Origin of the sequence: Pseudomonas sp. J452 (genome assembly GCF_024666525.1) — a bacterium.
GTDB lineage: Bacteria > Pseudomonadota > Gammaproteobacteria > Pseudomonadales > Pseudomonadaceae > Aquipseudomonas.
Window position 1 is genome coordinate 2253677 of record NZ_CP088294.1, and the last position, 16109, is coordinate 2269785.

The 16109-nt window shown below is 65.9% G+C and carries 13 protein-coding genes and 1 pseudogene; 7 read left to right on the forward strand and 7 right to left on the reverse strand.

The window, feature by feature from the left end:
• Window positions 1–44: 44 nt before the first annotated feature.
• The 4 genes and pseudogenes from LRS11_RS10155 to LRS11_RS10170 all read left to right on the forward strand — a co-directional run bounded on the left by LRS11_RS10155 (window position 45) and on the right by LRS11_RS10170 (window position 4882).
• On the forward strand, window positions 45–2417 hold the full coding sequence (locus LRS11_RS10155; RefSeq protein WP_260496695.1) for a sulfite reductase flavoprotein subunit alpha: 2373 nt from the start codon (window positions 45–47) through the stop codon (window positions 2415–2417).
• Between the two features lie 129 nt (window positions 2418–2546).
• Window positions 2547–3290 (forward strand): 5-oxoprolinase subunit PxpA, encoded by a 744-nt coding sequence (locus LRS11_RS10160; RefSeq protein ID WP_260496696.1) that lies wholly within the window; start codon window positions 2547–2549, stop codon window positions 3288–3290.
• Window positions 3287–3964: a 5-oxoprolinase subunit PxpB gene (gene pxpB / locus LRS11_RS10165; protein WP_260496697.1), complete on the forward strand. Its 678-nt coding sequence runs from the start codon at window positions 3287–3289 to the stop codon at window positions 3962–3964. The genes LRS11_RS10160 and pxpB overlap by 4 nt, the downstream gene beginning before the upstream one ends.
• A pseudogene (locus LRS11_RS10170) lies at window positions 3961–4882 on the forward strand (biotin-dependent carboxyltransferase family protein). The gene pxpB and the pseudogene LRS11_RS10170 overlap by 4 nt, the downstream one beginning before the upstream one ends.
• A 145-nt stretch (window positions 4883–5027) precedes the next feature.
• On the opposite strand, the gene LRS11_RS10175 reads toward LRS11_RS10170, so the two are convergent.
• Complete coding sequence (locus LRS11_RS10175) at window positions 5028–5330, reverse strand: hypothetical protein (RefSeq protein WP_260496698.1); 303 nt, start codon at window positions 5328–5330, stop codon at window positions 5028–5030.
• A 428-nt stretch (window positions 5331–5758) separates the two neighbouring features.
• Between LRS11_RS10175 and LRS11_RS10180 the strand changes: the two genes are divergently transcribed.
• Window positions 5759–6904 carry an ABC transporter substrate-binding protein gene (locus tag LRS11_RS10180; RefSeq protein WP_260496699.1) on the forward strand — a complete coding sequence of 382 codons (1146 nt, stop codon included), beginning with the start codon at window positions 5759–5761 and terminating at the stop codon, window positions 6902–6904.
• Between the two features lie 42 nt (window positions 6905–6946).
• Here the strand turns inward: LRS11_RS10180 and LRS11_RS10185 are convergent, their stop codons facing one another.
• From LRS11_RS10185 to LRS11_RS10210, 6 genes are all read right to left on the reverse strand, one after another.
• On the reverse strand, window positions 6947–7918 hold the full coding sequence (locus tag LRS11_RS10185; RefSeq protein WP_260496700.1) for a peptide ABC transporter ATP-binding protein: 972 nt from the start codon (window positions 7916–7918) through the stop codon (window positions 6947–6949).
• The gene (locus LRS11_RS10190) at window positions 7918–8904 is read right to left on the reverse strand and encodes an ABC transporter ATP-binding protein (RefSeq protein WP_260496701.1); all 987 of its coding nucleotides are present in this window, start codon (window positions 8902–8904) and stop codon (window positions 7918–7920) included. Before LRS11_RS10190 ends, LRS11_RS10185 begins: the two co-directional genes overlap by 1 nt.
• A 132-nt stretch (window positions 8905–9036) precedes the next feature.
• The gene (locus tag LRS11_RS10195) at window positions 9037–9948 is read right to left on the reverse strand and encodes an ABC transporter permease subunit (protein ID WP_260496702.1); all 912 of its coding nucleotides are present in this window, start codon (window positions 9946–9948) and stop codon (window positions 9037–9039) included.
• Window positions 9949–9960: 12 nt separating this feature from the next.
• Window positions 9961–10971, reverse strand: a complete 1011-nt coding sequence (locus LRS11_RS10200) for an ABC transporter permease subunit (protein WP_260496703.1) — start codon at window positions 10969–10971, stop codon at window positions 9961–9963.
• A gap of 261 nt (window positions 10972–11232) precedes the next feature.
• Window positions 11233–12834, reverse strand: coding sequence for an ABC transporter substrate-binding protein (locus tag LRS11_RS10205; RefSeq protein WP_260496704.1), 1602 nt, complete (start codon window positions 12832–12834; stop codon window positions 11233–11235).
• Between the two features lie 514 nt (window positions 12835–13348).
• Entirely contained in the window at window positions 13349–14062 is a 714-nt protein-coding gene (locus LRS11_RS10210; RefSeq protein ID WP_260496705.1) for an SIMPL domain-containing protein, read from the reverse strand.
• Window positions 14063–14219: 157 nt separating this feature from the next.
• Here LRS11_RS10210 and LRS11_RS10215 point away from each other — a divergent pair, with 157 nt between their 5' ends.
• Together LRS11_RS10215 and LRS11_RS10220 are read left to right on the forward strand one after the other, a co-directional pair.
• Entirely contained in the window at window positions 14220–15497 is a 1278-nt protein-coding gene (locus tag LRS11_RS10215; protein WP_260496706.1) for an ATP-binding protein, read from the forward strand.
• Window positions 15490–16050 carry a response regulator transcription factor gene (locus tag LRS11_RS10220; RefSeq protein ID WP_173203582.1) on the forward strand — a complete coding sequence of 187 codons (561 nt, stop codon included), beginning with the start codon at window positions 15490–15492 and terminating at the stop codon, window positions 16048–16050. The genes LRS11_RS10215 and LRS11_RS10220 overlap by 8 nt, the downstream gene beginning before the upstream one ends.
• The last annotated feature ends 59 nt before the right edge of the window (window positions 16051–16109 follow it).

The following is a 16109-nucleotide window of genomic DNA, read 5'->3' on the forward strand; positions in this document are numbered from 1 at the left end:
TCGCCGCCCATTGGCTCCGGCTGTCGTTGTGCAAGGTGTCCGTCGTGTTGAAGAAAGTCCTGTTTCAGTTGCACTGGTTCTTCGGTATCACTGCCGGCCTGGTCCTGGCCCTGATGGGCATTACCGGTGCGCTGTATGCCTTCGAAGGCGAGATCCTGCGCGCGCTCAATCCTGAGGTGTTGCGTGTCGAGGTGCGCGAAGCCGGGCCGCTGGCGCCAGCCGAGTTGGTCGGCAAGATCGAGGCGGCTACCGACAAGAAGGTGGTAGGACTGTGGGTCGATACCCGTGCCGACAGCGCCGCGCGGGTGTTCTTCACCCCGCCGCCGGGCGAGCGGCGCGGGCCGATGCGCTTCTTCGACCCCTACACTGGCGAGCTGCTCGGCCAGCCCGCTGGCGAGCCGTTTTTCCGCCTGATGCTGCAGTTGCACCGCTTCCTCGCCATGGGCGACAGCGGCAAGCAGATCACCGCGGCCAGCACCCTGGCGCTGGTGTTCTTCTGCCTCTCCGGGCTGTACCTGCGCTGGCCGCGCCAGGCGCTGAGCTGGCGCACCTGGCTGACCCTCGACTGGGCGAAGAGGGGCCGTGCCTTCAACTGGGACCTGCACGCGGTGTTCGGCACCTGGGCGCTGTTGTTCTACCTTTGCGCGGCGCTGACCGGCTTGTACTGGTCCTATGACTGGTACAAGGATGGCCTGACCCGCCTGCTCTCTGACAGCCCGGTGGGTCAGCACGAGGGCAAATCGGCTGAGCGTCGTGGTGGACGCGGCGAGGCGCCGTCCGGGCCGTCGCCGGTGGTCGACTACCACGCTGTGTGGCAGAGCGTGCAGCAGGCCGCCGGCCCGCAACTGGTGGCCTGGAACCTGCGCCTGCCGCCAGTGGCCGGTGAACCTGCGACGGTGTTCTATCTGCTGCAGGATGCCGACCACCCACGCGCGCTCAACCAGCTCAGCCTCGATCCGCTCAGCGGCCAGGTCAAGCAGCATGAGCGCTACAGCGACAAGAGCTTCAAGGCGCAGCTGCTGGCCAGCGTCTATGCCCTGCATGTTGGCGAGTACTTCGGCATGCCTGGGCGCATCCTGATGGCGCTGGCCAGTGGGGCCATGCCGCTGTTCTTCATCACCGGCTGGCTGCTCTACCTCGATCGCCGGCGCAAGAAGCGCGCAGCCCAGGCTGCCCGTGGTGCAGTGGCGACCCAGGGCGGCGCCGAGAGCTGGCTGATCGGCTTCGCCAGCCAGAGCGGCCTGGCCGAACAATTGGCCTGGCGCACGGCCGGGCAGCTACAGGCCGCCGGCCTGCCGGTGCAGGTGCAGCCGCTGTCCCGCGTGGATGAGCAGGCCTTGCAGCAGGCCAATCGCGCGCTGTTCGTGGTCAGCACTTTTGGCGACGGCGAAGCGCCGGACACTGCCCGAGGCTTCGAACGCAAGCTGCTCGGCAGCCAGCTGGCCCTGGGCGAGCTGAGCTATGCCGTGCTGGCCTTGGGTGATCGGCAGTACCAGCAGTTCTGTGGTTTCGCCCGCCGCCTGCACGACTGGCTGGATCGCCAGGGTGCGCGCAGTCTGTTCGCCCCGGTGGAAGTCGACAATGGTGACCAGGCCGCCCTGGCCAGCTGGCAGCAGCAGCTCGGCGAACTGACCGGCGCGGCCGTGCTGGCGCCGGTCGAGCAGCCGTTTGGCGAGTGGCGCCTGCTTGGCCGCGAATGCCTGAACCCCGGCAGCAGTGGTGCGCCGACCTTCCTGGTGCGCCTGCAGATTCCGACGGGCGTGCACTGGCAGGCCGGTGACCTGCTGGAAGTGCTGCCTAATAACGACGCGGCCCTGGGCGCGCGCGACTATTCGATTGCCTCACTGCCGCGCGATGGCGCGCTGGAGCTGATCGTGCGCCTGGAGCGGCGCAGCGACGGCAGCCTCGGTCTCGGTTCCGGCTGGCTGTGCGACGAGGCGCGCATCGATCAGCCGTTGCTGGCGCGGGTACGCCGGCACACCGGCTTCCATGCGCCGCAAGGCGACTGCCCGCTGTTGCTGATCGGCAACGGCAGCGGCCTGGCCGGTCTGCGCAGCCTGCTCAAGGAGCGCATCGCTGCGGGCCGGCAACGCAACTGGCTGCTGTTCGGCGAGCGCAACGCGGCCCACGACTTCTACTGCCGCGACGAGCTGCAGGGCTGGCTGGCCCAGGGCGAGCTGGCGCGCCTCGATCTGGCCTTCTCGCGTGACCAGGCGGCCAAGGTCTATGTGCAGGATCGGCTGCGCGAGGCGGCCGACGAGCTGCTGCGCTGGGTCGAGGCGGGCGCCGCCATCTATGTGTGCGGCAGCCAGCAAGGCATGGCTGGTGGAGTCGATCAGGTGCTGCGCGAGGTACTGGGGGATACTCGGGTCGAGCAGTTGCTGGAGAGTGGGCGCTATCGCCGCGACGTGTACTAGGTCGTAGCCTGGATGTAATCCGGGGGGCGCGTCGGTTACTTGGATTGCATCTGGGGCTAACGACTGGCCGCCCCCGGATTGCATCCGGGCTACTGGTGTCGTTCCGGCAGCCACTCTAAGCTTGTCGGCATGAAAAGAATCCTTCTGAACTGCGACATGGGCGAAAGCTTCGGCGCCTGGCGCATGGGCGACGACGAGCACGCCATGCCGCTGATCGACCAGGCCAACCTGGCCTGCGGCTTCCATGCCGGCGACCCGCTGATCATGCAGCGCAGCGTGGCCCTGGCCGTGCGCCACGATGTGAGCATCGGCGCCCATCCGTCCTATCCCGATCTGCAGGGCTTCGGCCGGCGCCACCTGGCCTGCTCGGCGGAGGAAGTCACGGCGCTGGTGCTGTATCAGCTCGGTGCGCTGGATGCCTTCTGCCGCGCGGCGGGCACCCAGGTCGCCTACGTCAAGCCGCATGGTGCGTTGTACAACGACCTGGTGCGTGACGACGCCTTGTTCGTCGCCGTGCTCGAAGCTTGCGCCAGCTACCGCAAGGGCCTGCCGCTGATGGTCCTGGCCCTGGCCGACAACCGTCGCGAGCTGGAGCTGGCCGATGCCGCCGATGTGCCGCTGCGCTTCGAGGCCTTTGCCGACCGCGCCTACCTGGCCGATGGTCAATTGGCGCCGCGCCGCCTGGCCGGCGCGGTGCACCAGGATGCCGAGCGCATTCTCCTGCAGGCCCTGGCCATCGCCCGTGGCGAGCCGTTCGCCGATATCGATGGCCGGCCGTTGCAGTTGCGCGCCGACAGCCTCTGCGTGCATGGCGACAACGCCGAGTCGCTGGCCGTGTTGCGGCGTTTGCGGGCGCAGCTGGACGCCGCATGATCCGCCTCGAACCGGCCGGTGCCGAAGCGCTGTTGCTGGTGCTGGCCGATCGCCCGGACGCACAGTTGCCGCAGCGTCTGGCCATGCTTGCCGAGGCTATTCGGGCAGAGCTGGGCGAGCTGCTGACCGACCTGGTGCCGGGCTGGACCAGCCTGTTGCTGCACTTCGACCTGTGCCGCACCGATCACCTTGAGCTGGCCGCCCGGCTCACGCCGTTGCTGGAACGCTGGCTGGCCGAGCCGCTGAACGTGCCGCCTGGCCGCCTGCATGAGATCCCGGTCTGGTATGCCGGGGTGGATCTGCCGGAGGTTGCTGCGGCCTGTGGTCTGAGCGTGGCGCAGGTGATCGAGCTGCACAGCAGCACCGAGTACCGGATCGGCGCCATAGGTTTCGCCCCGGGCTTTGCCTATCTTGGCGAGCTGCACGAGCGCCTGGCTCTGCCGCGCCGAGCCACCCCGCGTACCCATGTGCCGGCGGGCAGCCTGGCCATCGCCGAGCGGCAGACGGCGGTCTATCCGCAGGCTTCGCCGGGCGGCTGGCACCTGCTCGGTTTGTGTCCCTGGTCGTTTTTCGATGTCCGGCGTACACCGCCATGCCCGCTGTTGCTCGGTGATCGGGTGCGTTTCCTGCCCATCGACGAGGCGGCCTTTCGCGCGGCTGGCGGCTGTTCATGAGAGGCCTGCGCGTGCTCAAGCCCGGGCCGCTCAGCCTGTTGCAGGACGCCGGACGACGCGGCTGGCAGCACCTCGGGGTGTCGCCGAGCGGCGCGCTGGATGGGCATGCCGCAGCCTGGGCTAATCACCTGCTGGGCAATCCTTGGGGCACGCCGCTGCTGGAAATTGCCCTGGGTGATGTAGAGCTGCGCAGCGAGGTGGACACCTGGCTGGCGCTGACCGGCGCGGACCTGCCGGCCAGCGTCGAGGGCCAGCCACTGCCGGGCTGGTCGCGTTTCCCGCTGCGTGCCGGGCAATGCCTGCGACTGGGCTTTGCCCGCAGTGGCCAGCGTGCCTACCTGGCGGCAGCTGGTGGTTTTCAGGCGGCGGCGGTGCTGGGCAGTGTCAGCGCGCAGAGCCGTGAAGGCCTCGGTGGCCTGGATGGGCAGGGTGGCAAACTGCTGGCCGGCGATCTGCTGCCTTGTGCGGCCGCGCATTTTTCCCGTGCGGCGAGTGTGCCCTGGCCCTATCAGCCGAATTACCGGGGTACGCCGTTGCTACGGGTGATCACCGGCGGCGATGCCGTGGAGTTTGCCGAGGAACAGTTGCAGGCGTTCTTCGAACAGGGCTGGCAGCTCAGTCCGCAATCCGACCGCATGGGCGCGCGTTTGCAGGGCGAGCCGTTGCAGGCGCCGTCGCGGCAATGGTCGCTGGGGGTGAACCGTGGGGCGATTCAGGTGCCGCCGGACGGTCAGCCGATCATCCTGCAGGCCGATCACCAGACCATGGGGGGGTTACCCCATTCTCGGCTGGCTGCATCCGCTGGATCTCTGGCGCCTGGCTCAGAGTCCGGCCCAGCAGGCCGTACGTTTCACGCCGGTGAGTGTCAGCGATGCCCAGGCGGAGCTGCGCGAGTTCTATCGCTTCTTCGGCCGTTGAGCGCTGTCGATCACTGGCGTTGCGATGGTTGCAGGCCGCGAGTGCTCTGCCCAGAAATAGCGAAGGCGCCATAGAGGCGCCTTCAGCCGGTCGAGGTATGCAGACATCTTCGCTTGCCAGCCTCTGGTTGCGAGTAGCTCCGGTCTCAGCTGATGCGAGCGGTTGCGCTGCGCTCGGCGCCATCGGCAGCGATGTGCTTGCCACCGATACGCTCTGCACCATCGGCGGCGATGCGCTTGCTGCCAGTGCGCTCGGCGCCGTCAGCGGCGATGCGCTTGCTGCCGGTACGCTCGGCACCGTCGGCGGCGATGTGCTTGCTGCCAGTACGCTCGGCACCATCGGCGGCGATGTGCTTGCTACCAGTACGCTCGGCACCATCTGCAGCGAAGCTGAAAGCGCTGATGCTGAGGGTGGAAAGGAACAGGGCGGCGAGGATTTGCTTTTTCATGTTGGGGCTCCGTTTTCGGGCTGGAAGATGAGTACGGGGCCCATGTTACGGATAAGAATTCGATATAAAACTTGATGCTGCCGATGGTCGCTATCGATCAGCGTGATAGTGCTAGAAGGCCGCTCTGGGTCAGGGTTTGTAGTTGTTTTTACGGGTTTCAGGGCGGGCCTGGAGTGGGGCTGAAGATCTACTGTTTCGATGGTTTTGTGGGGGCGACCACCTCGCTGCAGGCGGCACGGATTTTATCCGCACAGTGACTGTGGTATTGCTTGCGCCAGGTGGGTTCCGTCGAAATCGGGATATGGGCCGGCAGAACGATTGGTTATTCTGGGGCAGCTGGCGCCCGCATAACTGCTTCAATAAAGGAATGGATCGCGGTGCCGTGCACCTGCAGTGAGAGTCCAAACGCAATCGATAATGGAGTTTCGATGACGTTCCGCACGCTGTTCTGCGTATTGATCACGATGGTCTGGGGTTTTTCGCCCGTGGCTGCCGTCAAGGCCGAGCCCGGCATCAGTGCGCAGGAAGTGCGGGTGGGCATGGTCAATGCCCTGAGCGGCCCCGCTGCAGGGCTGGGTACGGGCATGAAGGCCGGCGCCGAAGCTTATTTCACCCGGGTCAATGCGGCTGGTGGCGTCAATGGCCGGCGCATAGTTCTGGTCAGCCGGGACGATGGTTACGAGCCGGCGCGAACCGCGGCCATGACCCGTGAGCTGAGCGAGTCGGGCAATGTCTTCGCATTGCTCGGGTATGTTGGCACCCCCACCTCAAGGGCGGCCATGCCCATCGCCTTGCGGGCCGAGATTCCTTATCTGTTCCCCTTTACCGGCGCTGAGGTGTTGCGCGCGCCGGTACACAAATGGGTGTTCAATGTGCGCGCCTCCTATTTCGACGAAACCGAGGAAATGGTCGAACGCATGACCGCTGATCTGGGCATCACCAACGTCGCGCTGCTGATGCAGGACGACTCCTTCGGTGAGACGGTCAAGAGCGGGCTGGTCGGGGCCTTGTCCAAGCGCGCCCTGCGGATCCAGGCCGAGGCGCGGATCCAGCGCAATTCCCTGGAGGTTGCTGCGGCTGTCGAGTCGCTGCGCCGGGCCGAACCCGATGCCATCTTCTTTGTCGGTACCTACAAGCAGCTGGCTGCGGCCATCAAGCAGGCCAAGGCCCTGGGTATCAAGGCGCGTTTTTTCACGGTGTCCTTCATCGGCACCGAGAACTTCATCGCCGAGGCCGGCGCGGATGGCGACGGGGTCTATATCAGCCAGGTCATGCCCTCGCCGCACGATGCCGCGCAGGCCCTGGTCAGGGATTATCGGGCGGACATCGCGCCCGCCGCTGTTGGTTACACCTCGCTGGAGGGCTATGTCGGCGCCGCCGTGTTCGTCGAGGCCCTGCGCCTGGCCGGCAGCGAGCCGACGCGGGCGAACCTGAGCAATGCCCTGGAGTTCCTCCGTGCCGACGTCGGTGGCTTCAAGGTCGAGTTCTCCCCGACCGACCATCAGGGTTCCGATGCGGTCTTTCTGACCCGTATCCAGGGCGGCAAGGCCATTCCGGTCGAACGCATGCAATAGCCGGGCAGGCCGGGCAGTTGAGTGCCTGGCCTGCCCGGCGACTCAGCTGTTGATCGCTTCCGCGTGGTGACAGGCCACCTGCCGCGCCTCGAGCAGGCGTAGCTGTGGCACTTCCTGTTGGCAGCGTGCGCTGGCGTGCGGGCAGCGCTGGTGAAAGGCGCAGCCGGACGGCGGATCGAGCGGGTTGGGCAACTCGCCGACTATCTTGATCTTCGGCTTGCTTGGGTCCGGGTGCAGGGTCGGCGTGGCCGACAGCAGCGCCTGGGTGTAAGGGTGCAGCGGGCGCGCATAGATCTCCGCGCTGGGGCCCATCTCCACTGGGCGGCCGAGGTACATCACCAGTACATCGTCGGCGACATGGCGCACCACCGAGAGGTTGTGCGAGATGAACACATAGCCGGTGTTGAACTCTTCCTGCAGGTCCATAAACAGGTTGAGCACCTGGGCCTGGATCGACACGTCCAGCGCCGAGGTCGGCTCGTCCGCCACCAGCACCTTGGGGTTGAGCATCATCGCCCGGGTCAGGGCGATGCGCTGGCGCTGGCCGCCGGAGAACATGTGCGGATAGCGCTGGTAATGCTCGGGGCGCAGGCCGACCTGCTGCATCATCGCCTGCACCCGCTCGCGGCGCTCGGCGCGGCTCAGTTTGGTATTGATCTGCAGCGGTTCGGCCAGCTGGTCGCCGATCTTCTGCCGTGGATTGAGCGAGGCGTAGGGGTTCTGGAACACCATCTGCACGTCGCGGCGCAGCTGCTGGCGCTGGTGCTTGTCGGCGCCGGCCACCTCCTGCCCGGCGATCTGCAGCGAACCGGAGCTGGGCTGCTCGATCAGGGTCAGGGCACGCGCCAGGGTCGACTTGCCGCAGCCGGACTCGCCGACCACCGCCAGGGTCTTGCCGGCGGCGAGGTCGAAGGACACACCATTCAGGGCCCGCACCAGGGCGGCAGGCTTGAACAGGCCGCGGGAAATTTCGTAGTGGCGGGTGAGATCACGGGCCGTCAGCACAATGCTCATCAGGCCACCTCCGGGCTCATATCGAGAGACAGGTTGAGGGGGTAGAAGCAGCGCACCGCGCCACGCTCATGCGGCTCCAGGGCCGGGCGTTGCACGCTGCAGTTCGGCTGGGCGTACGGGCAGCGTGGTGACAGCAGGCAGCCGGCGGGGCGGTCATAGCGGCCGGGCACGATTCCCGGCAGGGTGGCCAGGCGGCTGGCGCCCAGGCTGTGTTCGGGAATCGCCTTGAGCAGCGCCTCGGTGTAGGGGTGGGTCGGCGCATCGAACAGGGTCGGCACGCTGCCGATTTCCACGGCCTGGCCGGCGTACATCACGCAGACTCGGTCGGCGGTCTCGGCGACCACCGCCAGGTCGTGGGTGATCAGCACCAGGCCCATACCTTCGTCACGCTGCAGGTCGAGCAGCAGGTCCATGATTTGCGCCTGGATGGTCACGTCGAGCGCGGTGGTCGGTTCGTCGGCGATCAGCAGCTTGGGCTCGGCGGCGATCGCCATGGCAATCGCCACGCGCTGACTCATGCCACCGGAGAGCTGGTGCGGGTAGGCGTCCAGGCGGCTGGCGGCGCCGGGAATCTCCACCCGCTCCAGCAGCTGCAGGGCGCGGGCGCGAGCGGTCTTGCCCTTGAGGCCGAGGTGCTGGCGCAACACTTCCTCGATCTGGAAGCCCACCGTGTAGCTGGGGTTGAGGGCGGTCATGGGGTCCTGGAAGACCATCGCCAGATCCTTGCCGACGACAGTCCGGCGCTGCTTGCCCTTGAGCTTGAGCATGTCGTGGCCGTCGAAAATCAGGCTGTCGGCGTGGACTATGCCGGGGGCGTCGATCAGACCCATCAGGGCCATCATGGTCACCGATTTGCCGGAGCCGGACTCGCCGACGATGGCCAGCACTTCGCCCTTGTCCACGGACAGGTCGAGACCGTCGACCACCGGAATGGCGTTGGCGTCGCCGAAGCGAACGGACAGATTGCGGATGTTGAGCAGGCTCATGGGCGGCGCTCTTGTCGCGGTGCGTTGCACGAGGTGGCTGGCGGCAGTTGTAGCCCGGACTTCAGTCCGGGAGCGCTTGGCGGGTTGTCCCGGACTGAAGTCCGGGCTACTGGGTTTCGCATGCTGGGCTCCTTACTGCGCATTCTTCAGTTTCGGGTCGAGCGCATCGCGCAGCCCGTCGCCCATCAGGTTGATTGCCAGCACGCTAAGCAGGATGGTCAGGCCCGGCAGCGACACCACCCACCAGGCCCGTTCGATGTAGTCGCGTGCCGAGGCCAGCATGGTGCCCCACTCAGGGGTGGGCGGTTGTACGCCGAGGCCGAGGAAGCCCAGCGCTGCGGCATCGAGGATGGCCGAGGAAAAGCTCAGGGTGGCCTGCACGATCAGCGGCGCCATGCAGTTGGGCAACACGGTGACGAACATCAGGCGCAGGGTGCCGGCGCCGGCCAATTGCGCGGCGGTAACATAGTCGCGACCCAGCTCGCCCATCACCGCGGCGCGGGTCAGGCGTACATAGGACGGCAGCGAGACCACGGCGATGGCGATCACCGTGTTGAGCAGGCCAGGGCCAAGGATGGCGACGATGGCCACGGCCAGCAGCAGCGAGGGCAGGGCCAGCATCACGTCCATCAAACGCATGATCGAGGGCCCGAGCAGACGCGGGAAAAAGCCGGCGGTGAGGCCCAGCAGCACACCGGGCAGCAGCGATAGCAGCACCGAGGTCAGGCCGATCAGCAGCGACAGGCGCGCACCAAAGATCAGTCGCGAGAGCAGGTCGCGGCCCAGCTCGTCGGTGCCGAGGAGGAATTGCGCCTGGCCGCCTTCCAGCCACACCGGCGGCGTGAGCAGGAAGTCGCGGAACTGCTCGCTGGGGTCATGCGGTGCGACCCAGGGCGCGAACAGCGCGCAGAACACGATCAGCAGCATGAACAGCAGGCCGCCGACGGCGCCCTTGTTGTGGGCGAAGGCCTGCCAGAACTCCTTCAGTGGCGAGGGGTAGAGCAGGGCCTGGTCGGCACCCGGCAGGGTCGTGGTTTGAGTCATGTCCGGGCCTCCTTATTTCTGATGGCGAATGCGTGGGTTGACCAGACCGTAGAGCACATCCACGACGAAGTTGACCAGGATCACCAGGCAGGCGATCAGCAGGATGCCGTTCTGCACCACCGGGTAGTCACGGGCGCCGATGGCCTCGATCAGCCACTTGCCGATGCCCGGCCAGGAGAAGATGGTCTCGGTCAGCACCGCGCCGGCCAGCAGGGCGCCGACCTGCAGGCCGAACACCGTGAGCACCGGGATCAGCGCGTTGCGCAGGCCATGCACGAACACCACGCGCGCCGGCGACAGGCCCTTGGCGCGGGCTGTGCGCACGTAGTCCTCGCGCAGCACTTCGAGCATGGCCGAACGGGTCATCCGCGCGATCACCGCCAGGGGGATGGTGCCGAGCACGATGGCCGGCAGGATCAGGTGCTTGAGGGCGTCGACGAAGGCGCCTTCTTCGTCGCTGAGCAGGGTGTCGATCAGCATGAAGCCGGTGACCGGGGTGATGTCGTAGAGCAGGTCGATGCGTCCGGACACCGGCGTCCAGCCCAGGTACACGGAGAAGAACATGATCAGCAGCAGGCCCCACCAGAAGATCGGCATGGAGTAACCGGCCAGGGAAATGCCCATCACCCCATGGTCGAACAGCGAGCCACGCTTGAGCGCGGCGATCACCCCGGCGATCAGGCCCAGGGTGCCAGCGAACAGCAGGGCGGCCAGGGATAGCTCCAGGGTCGCCGGGAACAGGGTTAGGAACTCGTCCCACACCCCTTCGCGGGTGCGCAGCGACTGGCCCAGATCGCCCTGGGCCAGCTGACTGATGTAGTCCAGGTACTGCGCCGGAAGGGGCTTGTCCAGGCCCAGGCGGTGCATGGCTTCGGCGTGCATCTCGGGATCGACCCGGCGCTCGCCCATCATCACCTCCACCGGATCGCCGGGGATCAGGCGGATCAGGGCGAAGGTCAGCAGGGTGACGCCGAAGAAGGTGGGGATCAGCAGCCCCAGGCGTCTGGCTATGAAGGACAGCATTGCGTTGGGGTACTCCGCATCATCAGGGTTTGCCCTTGTGGGGCGTTGCTTATGGCCAGGATCATGCTCTGTAGGAGCGAGCATCGCGAGCGAAGCTTTTCATAGGCCAACGTTCGCGAGCAGAGCTCACTCCTACGCTGTTCGAATAGCCGGTAGCCCGGATGGAATCCGGGGCTTTGTGGGCGCTGTGCCCCCCGGATTGCATCCGGGCTACCGGCTGCAGAATGAGTCCGGACGGCGCGTGGCCGCCCGGTAAGTGGCTTACTTGCCGACGCCCACACCGTAGAAGGAGTTGAGCGCGAACGGGCTGATCTTGAAGTCCTGCACGCTCTTGCGCATCGGTTGGTACACGGTGGAGTGGGCGATCGGGGTGATCGGCACCTGGGCCTTGAGGATGTGCTGGGCCTGCTTGTACAGGGCGGTGCGCTCGGCCACGTCGGTGGTGCGCTTGGCCGCCTGGACCAGCTTGTCGTAGGAGGCGTCGCACCACTTGGAGAAGTTGTTGCCGTCCACCGCGTCGCAGCCGTAGAGGGTGCCCAGCCAGTTGTCCGGATCACCGTTGTCGCCGCTCCAGCCGATCAGCATGGCGTCATGCTCGCCGCCCTTGGCGCGCTTGAGGTACTCGCCCCACTCGTAGCTGACGATCTTCGCCTTGATGCCGACCTTGGCCCAGTCGGCCTGCAGCATTTCGGCCATCAGCTTGGCGTTGGGGTTGTACGGGCGCTGCACCGGCATGGCCCACAGGGTGATCTCGGTGCCCTCGGCGACGCCGGCCGCCTTGAGCAGGGCCTTGGCCTTCTCCGGGTCGAAGGCCGGGTCCTTGACGGTTTCGTCGTAGGACCACTGGGTCGGCGGCATGCCGTTCACCGCCAGCTGGCCGGCGCCCTGGTACACGGCATCGATGATCGCCTGCTTGTTCACCGCCATGTCCAGCGCCTGGCGCACTTCCAGCTGGTCGAACGGCTTGTGGGTGACGTTGTAGGCGATGTAACCGAGGTTGAAGCCGGCCTGTTCAGGCATGGCCAGGTTCGGGTCTTTCTTCAGCGACTCGAGGTCAGCCGGGCGCGGGAACAGGGTGATCTGGCATTCGCCGGCCTTGAGCTTCTGCATGCGCACCGAGGCGTCGGTGTTGATGGCGAAGATCAGGTTGTCGATCTTCACGTCTTCCGGCAGCCAGTAGTCCTGGTTGCCGGTGAAGCGGATCTGCGCATCCTTCTGGTAACGCTTGAACACGAACGGCCCGGTGCCGATCGGCTTCTGGTTGATGTCGGCGGCCTGGCCGGCCTTGAGCAGCTGGTCGGCGTACTCGGCGGACTGGATCGAGGCGAAGCTCATCGCCAGGTTCTGGATAAAGGCCGCGTCGACATTGTTCAGGCTGAACTTGACCGTCATGTCGTCGAGCTTTTCCAGCTTGGCGATATTGGCGTCCATGCCCATGTCGGTGAAATAGGGGAATTCGGCGGGGTAGGCCTTACGGAACGGGTGTTCCTTGTCGAGCATGCGCTGGAAGGTGAACAGCACGTCGTCGGCGTTGAACTCGCGAGTCGGCTTGAAGTACTCGGTGCTGTGGAACTTTACGCCGGGGCGCAGGTGGAAGGTGTAGCTGAGGCCGTCGGCGCCGATATCCCACTTCTCGGCCAGGCCGGGGACGACGGCGGTGCCGCCACGCTCGAACTGGGTCAGGCGGTTGAACATGGTTTCCGCAGCGGCATCGAAGTCGGTGCCGGTGGTGTACTGACCGGGGTCGAAGCCGGCAGGGCTGCCTTCGGAGCAGAACACCAGGTTGCTGGCGGCGCTGGCGAGCGGAGCGCTGGCGATCAGCCCAGCGGCGAGAAGTGTATGGATGACGGCGTTTTTACGCATGTTGACCTCAGGTTTGTGGTTGTTGTCATCGTGAGGGGCGCTTTGTGAGCACCTTGCGCGAAACTATGCACGGCATATGCCGGGCAACAACGTTAAGCCGAGATCAGTGTAGAAGACGGGGGGAAGCTGTAAGTCGGTGTCGCATTTGTACAAATCGGGCGGTGGTTGCCCTGGCTGGCCGTTACCCATGGAGTCACCGCAGGTAACGGCGCATGCACAAAGTGAGAGCCTGTTTGGGGTCTTTTGAGCTAGAGCCAGGCAAGGCCGGCGATCAAGTGATCGTGAACAAGCTCTCAGAACCTCGTTACGATTTTTTGCATCGCTACAGCAGTGTGTAGGGCAGGTGCGGTGCGCTTTTGCCCCCTCTCCCATTCACGGGAGAGGGCTGCATGGATGTAGGACGTAGAGTGACGCAGGAAGCCAAAGCCGAGGACTGGGGGAGAGGGCGAGTGGGCCAATACCCTCTCCCCCAGCCCCTCTCCCACAAGTGTGAGAGGGGAGTTTTCAAGCGTTCTCAGGGCATCTGTATCTCGATTACCCCATCAGCCGCCATGCTCACCTTGCTGCTGCCCGCCTCGATCTGCGGTGCCGGGGCGCTTTTGCTGAAGCTGCCGCTGTCCATCGCCATGGCGCGCATCGGCATCACCGGCTGGAAGCCGCCGCTGTTTAGGTTGAGGCTGACCAGCTTGTAGCCCGAACCGCCGAGTGCTTCGGTGGCCAGCTGGGCGCGGGCCTTGAAGGCGGCGACGGCTTCCTTGATCAGCGCGTCTTCGCTCTGCTGGCGAGTGGCGTCGGCCACGGCGAAGTTCATTTCGGCCATCTTCAGCTCGCCGAGCAGATCGGCACTGAGTTGCGCCAGGCTGGCGAAGTCGGCGCTTTCCAGACGCACTTCGGCGCGCTCGCGCCAGGCGCTGATCTTGCTGCCTTCATCTTCATACACCGGGTAGCTGTTGCGGTTGCCCAGGCTGACGCTAACGCCCTTGACCTTGCGCGCCTGCTCGACAGCCTTGTTCAGGGTGGTAGTGATGGCCGCGGCCAGTTTGCCCGGGTCCTTGTCTTGCGCCTCGCTGTAGAGGGTCACGTACATGCGGTCGTGGGCCACTTCCTGGCCGACTTCGGCGCGCAAGGCGATCTGGTTGTAGCGGGCCTCGTCAGCCAGGCTCGACAGGCTGGTCAGGGCGATGACACCGAATACGACGGTGGCGGCGAGGCGGTTGAGCGTGTGCATAGAGACTCCTTGCGAGTAATTGTCCTAGGGGTAGACGCGCATATCTGACCAGGCGGGTTAGGCTCTGTTCCCGTTTTTTCGGGCTGCGGCGAGTTGCCGCAGGCAGGCGGCCGGCACAGGCCTCTGGTTATACTCGCCGCAGTCTGCCGGAGCCACCATGTACGCACCCGTTCAACTGCTGTCCGCCAGTCGTCAGAATCTCTGGCGCCTGACCCTGATCCGCATGCTGGTGCTGTCTGCCCAGGCCGGCTCGGTGGGCATCGCCTACCTGTCCGACCTGCTGCCGCTGCCCTGGTTGCCGCTGAGCATCGTCCTCGGTATTTCCCTCTGCCTGTGCCTGTTCACCGCTCTGCGTTTGCGCGGGCCGTGGCCGGTCACCGAGCTGGAGTACGCCACCCAGTTGGCTTGCGACCTGGTCGTGCACAGCTTGCTGTTGTATTTCTCCGGTGGCTCGACCAACCCCTTCGTCTCCTATTACCTGGTGCCGCTGACCATCGCCGCGGCGACCCTGCCGTGGTTCTACTCCATGGTCCTCAGTGGCCTGGCCCTGAGCGGCTACACCGCGCTGCTGATCTGGTACCACCCGCTGCACCTGAACAATGTGCAGCACGAGGCGATGCTGATCAGCCTGCACCTGTTCGGCATGTGGATGAACTTCGCCCTGTCGGCGGCCTTCATCACCTTCTTCGTGGTCAAGATGGCCGGCGCCCTGCGCAGCCAGGACGAGTTGCAGGCCCTGCGCCGCGAGGAGGGCATGCGCGATCAGCAGTTGCTCGCCGTGGCCACCCAGGCCGCCGGCGCCGCCCACGAGCTGGGTACGCCGTTGGCGACCATGAGCGTGCTGATCAAGGAACTGCGCCAGGAATACCGCGACAAGCCGGCCCTGCAGGACGACCTGGCGCTGCTTCAGGAGCAGGTCAAGCTGTGCAAGGAAACTCTGCAGCAGTTGGTGCGTGCCGCCGAGGCGGATCGTCGCCAGGCGGTGTTCGAGCAGACCGCCGTGCAGTGGCTGGAAGCCACCCTCAACCGCTGGCACCTGATGCGTCCGGAAGCCACCTACCGCTTCCAGCCCCTCGGTTTCGGCGCCGTGCCACGCCTGGCGCCGCCGGCCGACCTGACCCAGGCGCTGCTCAACCTGCTCAACAATGCCGCCGATGCCTGTCCGGACAAGCTGGATATCCGCCTCGACTGGGATCACCAGTGGATCGTCCTGAGCATTCTCGATCACGGTGCTGGCGTGCCGCTGGCCATCGCCGAGCAGATCGGCAAACCTTTCTTTACCACCAAGGGCAAGGGCTTCGGTCTCGGCCTGTTCCTCAGCCAGGCCAGCGTGACGCGGGCCGGCGGGTCGGTAAAACTCTACAACCATGAAGATGGCGGTACGCTGACGGAACTGCGCCTGCCCAGACTGGCCCCCGGAGATGAACATGAGTGACGAGCAACTGATCGACGGCGAAGAGCAGCCGCACCTGCTGCTGGTGGACGACGACGCCACCTTCACCCGCGTCATGGCGCGGGCCATGGACCGGCGCGGCTTGCGCGTCAGTGTGGCCAACTCGGCCGAGGAGGGCCTGGCCCTGGCCAAGGAAGACCTGCCCGACTACGCGGTGGTCGACCTGAAGATGGAAGGCGACTCCGGCCTGGTGCTGCTACCGAAGCTGCTGGAGCTGGACCCGGAGATGCGCGTGGTGATTCTCACCGGTTACTCGAGCATCGCCACCGCCGTGGAAGCGATCAAGCGCGGCGCCACCAACTACCTGTGCAAGCCGGCCGACGCCGACGACGTGCTGACCGCGCTGCTGTCCAAGCATGCCGACCTGGACACCCTGGTGCCGGAAAACCCGATGTCGGTGGACCGCCTGCAGTGGGAGCACATCCAGCGCGTGCTGGCCGAGCACGAGGGCAATATCTCCGCCACCGCCCGCGCCCTGGGCATGCACCGACGCACCCTGCAGCGCAAGTTGCAGAAGCGCCCGGTACGCCGCTGAGCGAGTCGCGCCCGGGTTTGTAGGAGCCAGCTTGCTGGCGATCAGCGCTGCGCCTTGTG

Bases quoted from the DNA above. Each gene is read 5' to 3' on its own strand.
- LRS11_RS10180 (WP_260496699.1), top strand. From the start codon at position 5,759: ATGACGTTCCGCACGCTGTTCTGCGTATTGATCACGATGGTCTGGGGT.
- LRS11_RS10200 (WP_260496703.1), bottom strand. From the start codon at position 10,971: ATGCTGTCCTTCATAGCCAGACGCCTGGGGCTGCTGATCCCCACCTTC.
- LRS11_RS10195 (WP_260496702.1), bottom strand. From the start codon at position 9,948: ATGACTCAAACCACGACCCTGCCGGGTGCCGACCAGGCCCTGCTCTAC.
- pxpB (WP_260496697.1), top strand. From the start codon at position 3,287: ATGATCCGCCTCGAACCGGCCGGTGCCGAAGCGCTGTTGCTGGTGCTG.
- LRS11_RS10175 (WP_260496698.1), bottom strand. From the start codon at position 5,330: ATGAAAAAGCAAATCCTCGCCGCCCTGTTCCTTTCCACCCTCAGCATC.
- LRS11_RS10205 (WP_260496704.1), bottom strand. From the start codon at position 12,834: ATGCGTAAAAACGCCGTCATCCATACACTTCTCGCCGCTGGGCTGATC.
- LRS11_RS10185 (WP_260496700.1), bottom strand. From the start codon at position 7,918: ATGAGCATTGTGCTGACGGCCCGTGATCTCACCCGCCACTACGAAATT.
- LRS11_RS10220 (WP_173203582.1), top strand. From the start codon at position 15,490: ATGAGTGACGAGCAACTGATCGACGGCGAAGAGCAGCCGCACCTGCTG.
- LRS11_RS10190 (WP_260496701.1), bottom strand. From the start codon at position 8,904: ATGAGCCTGCTCAACATCCGCAATCTGTCCGTTCGCTTCGGCGACGCC.
- LRS11_RS10160 (WP_260496696.1), top strand. From the start codon at position 2,547: ATGAAAAGAATCCTTCTGAACTGCGACATGGGCGAAAGCTTCGGCGCC.
- LRS11_RS10215 (WP_260496706.1), top strand. From the start codon at position 14,220: ATGTACGCACCCGTTCAACTGCTGTCCGCCAGTCGTCAGAATCTCTGG.
- LRS11_RS10210 (WP_260496705.1), bottom strand. From the start codon at position 14,062: ATGCACACGCTCAACCGCCTCGCCGCCACCGTCGTATTCGGTGTCATC.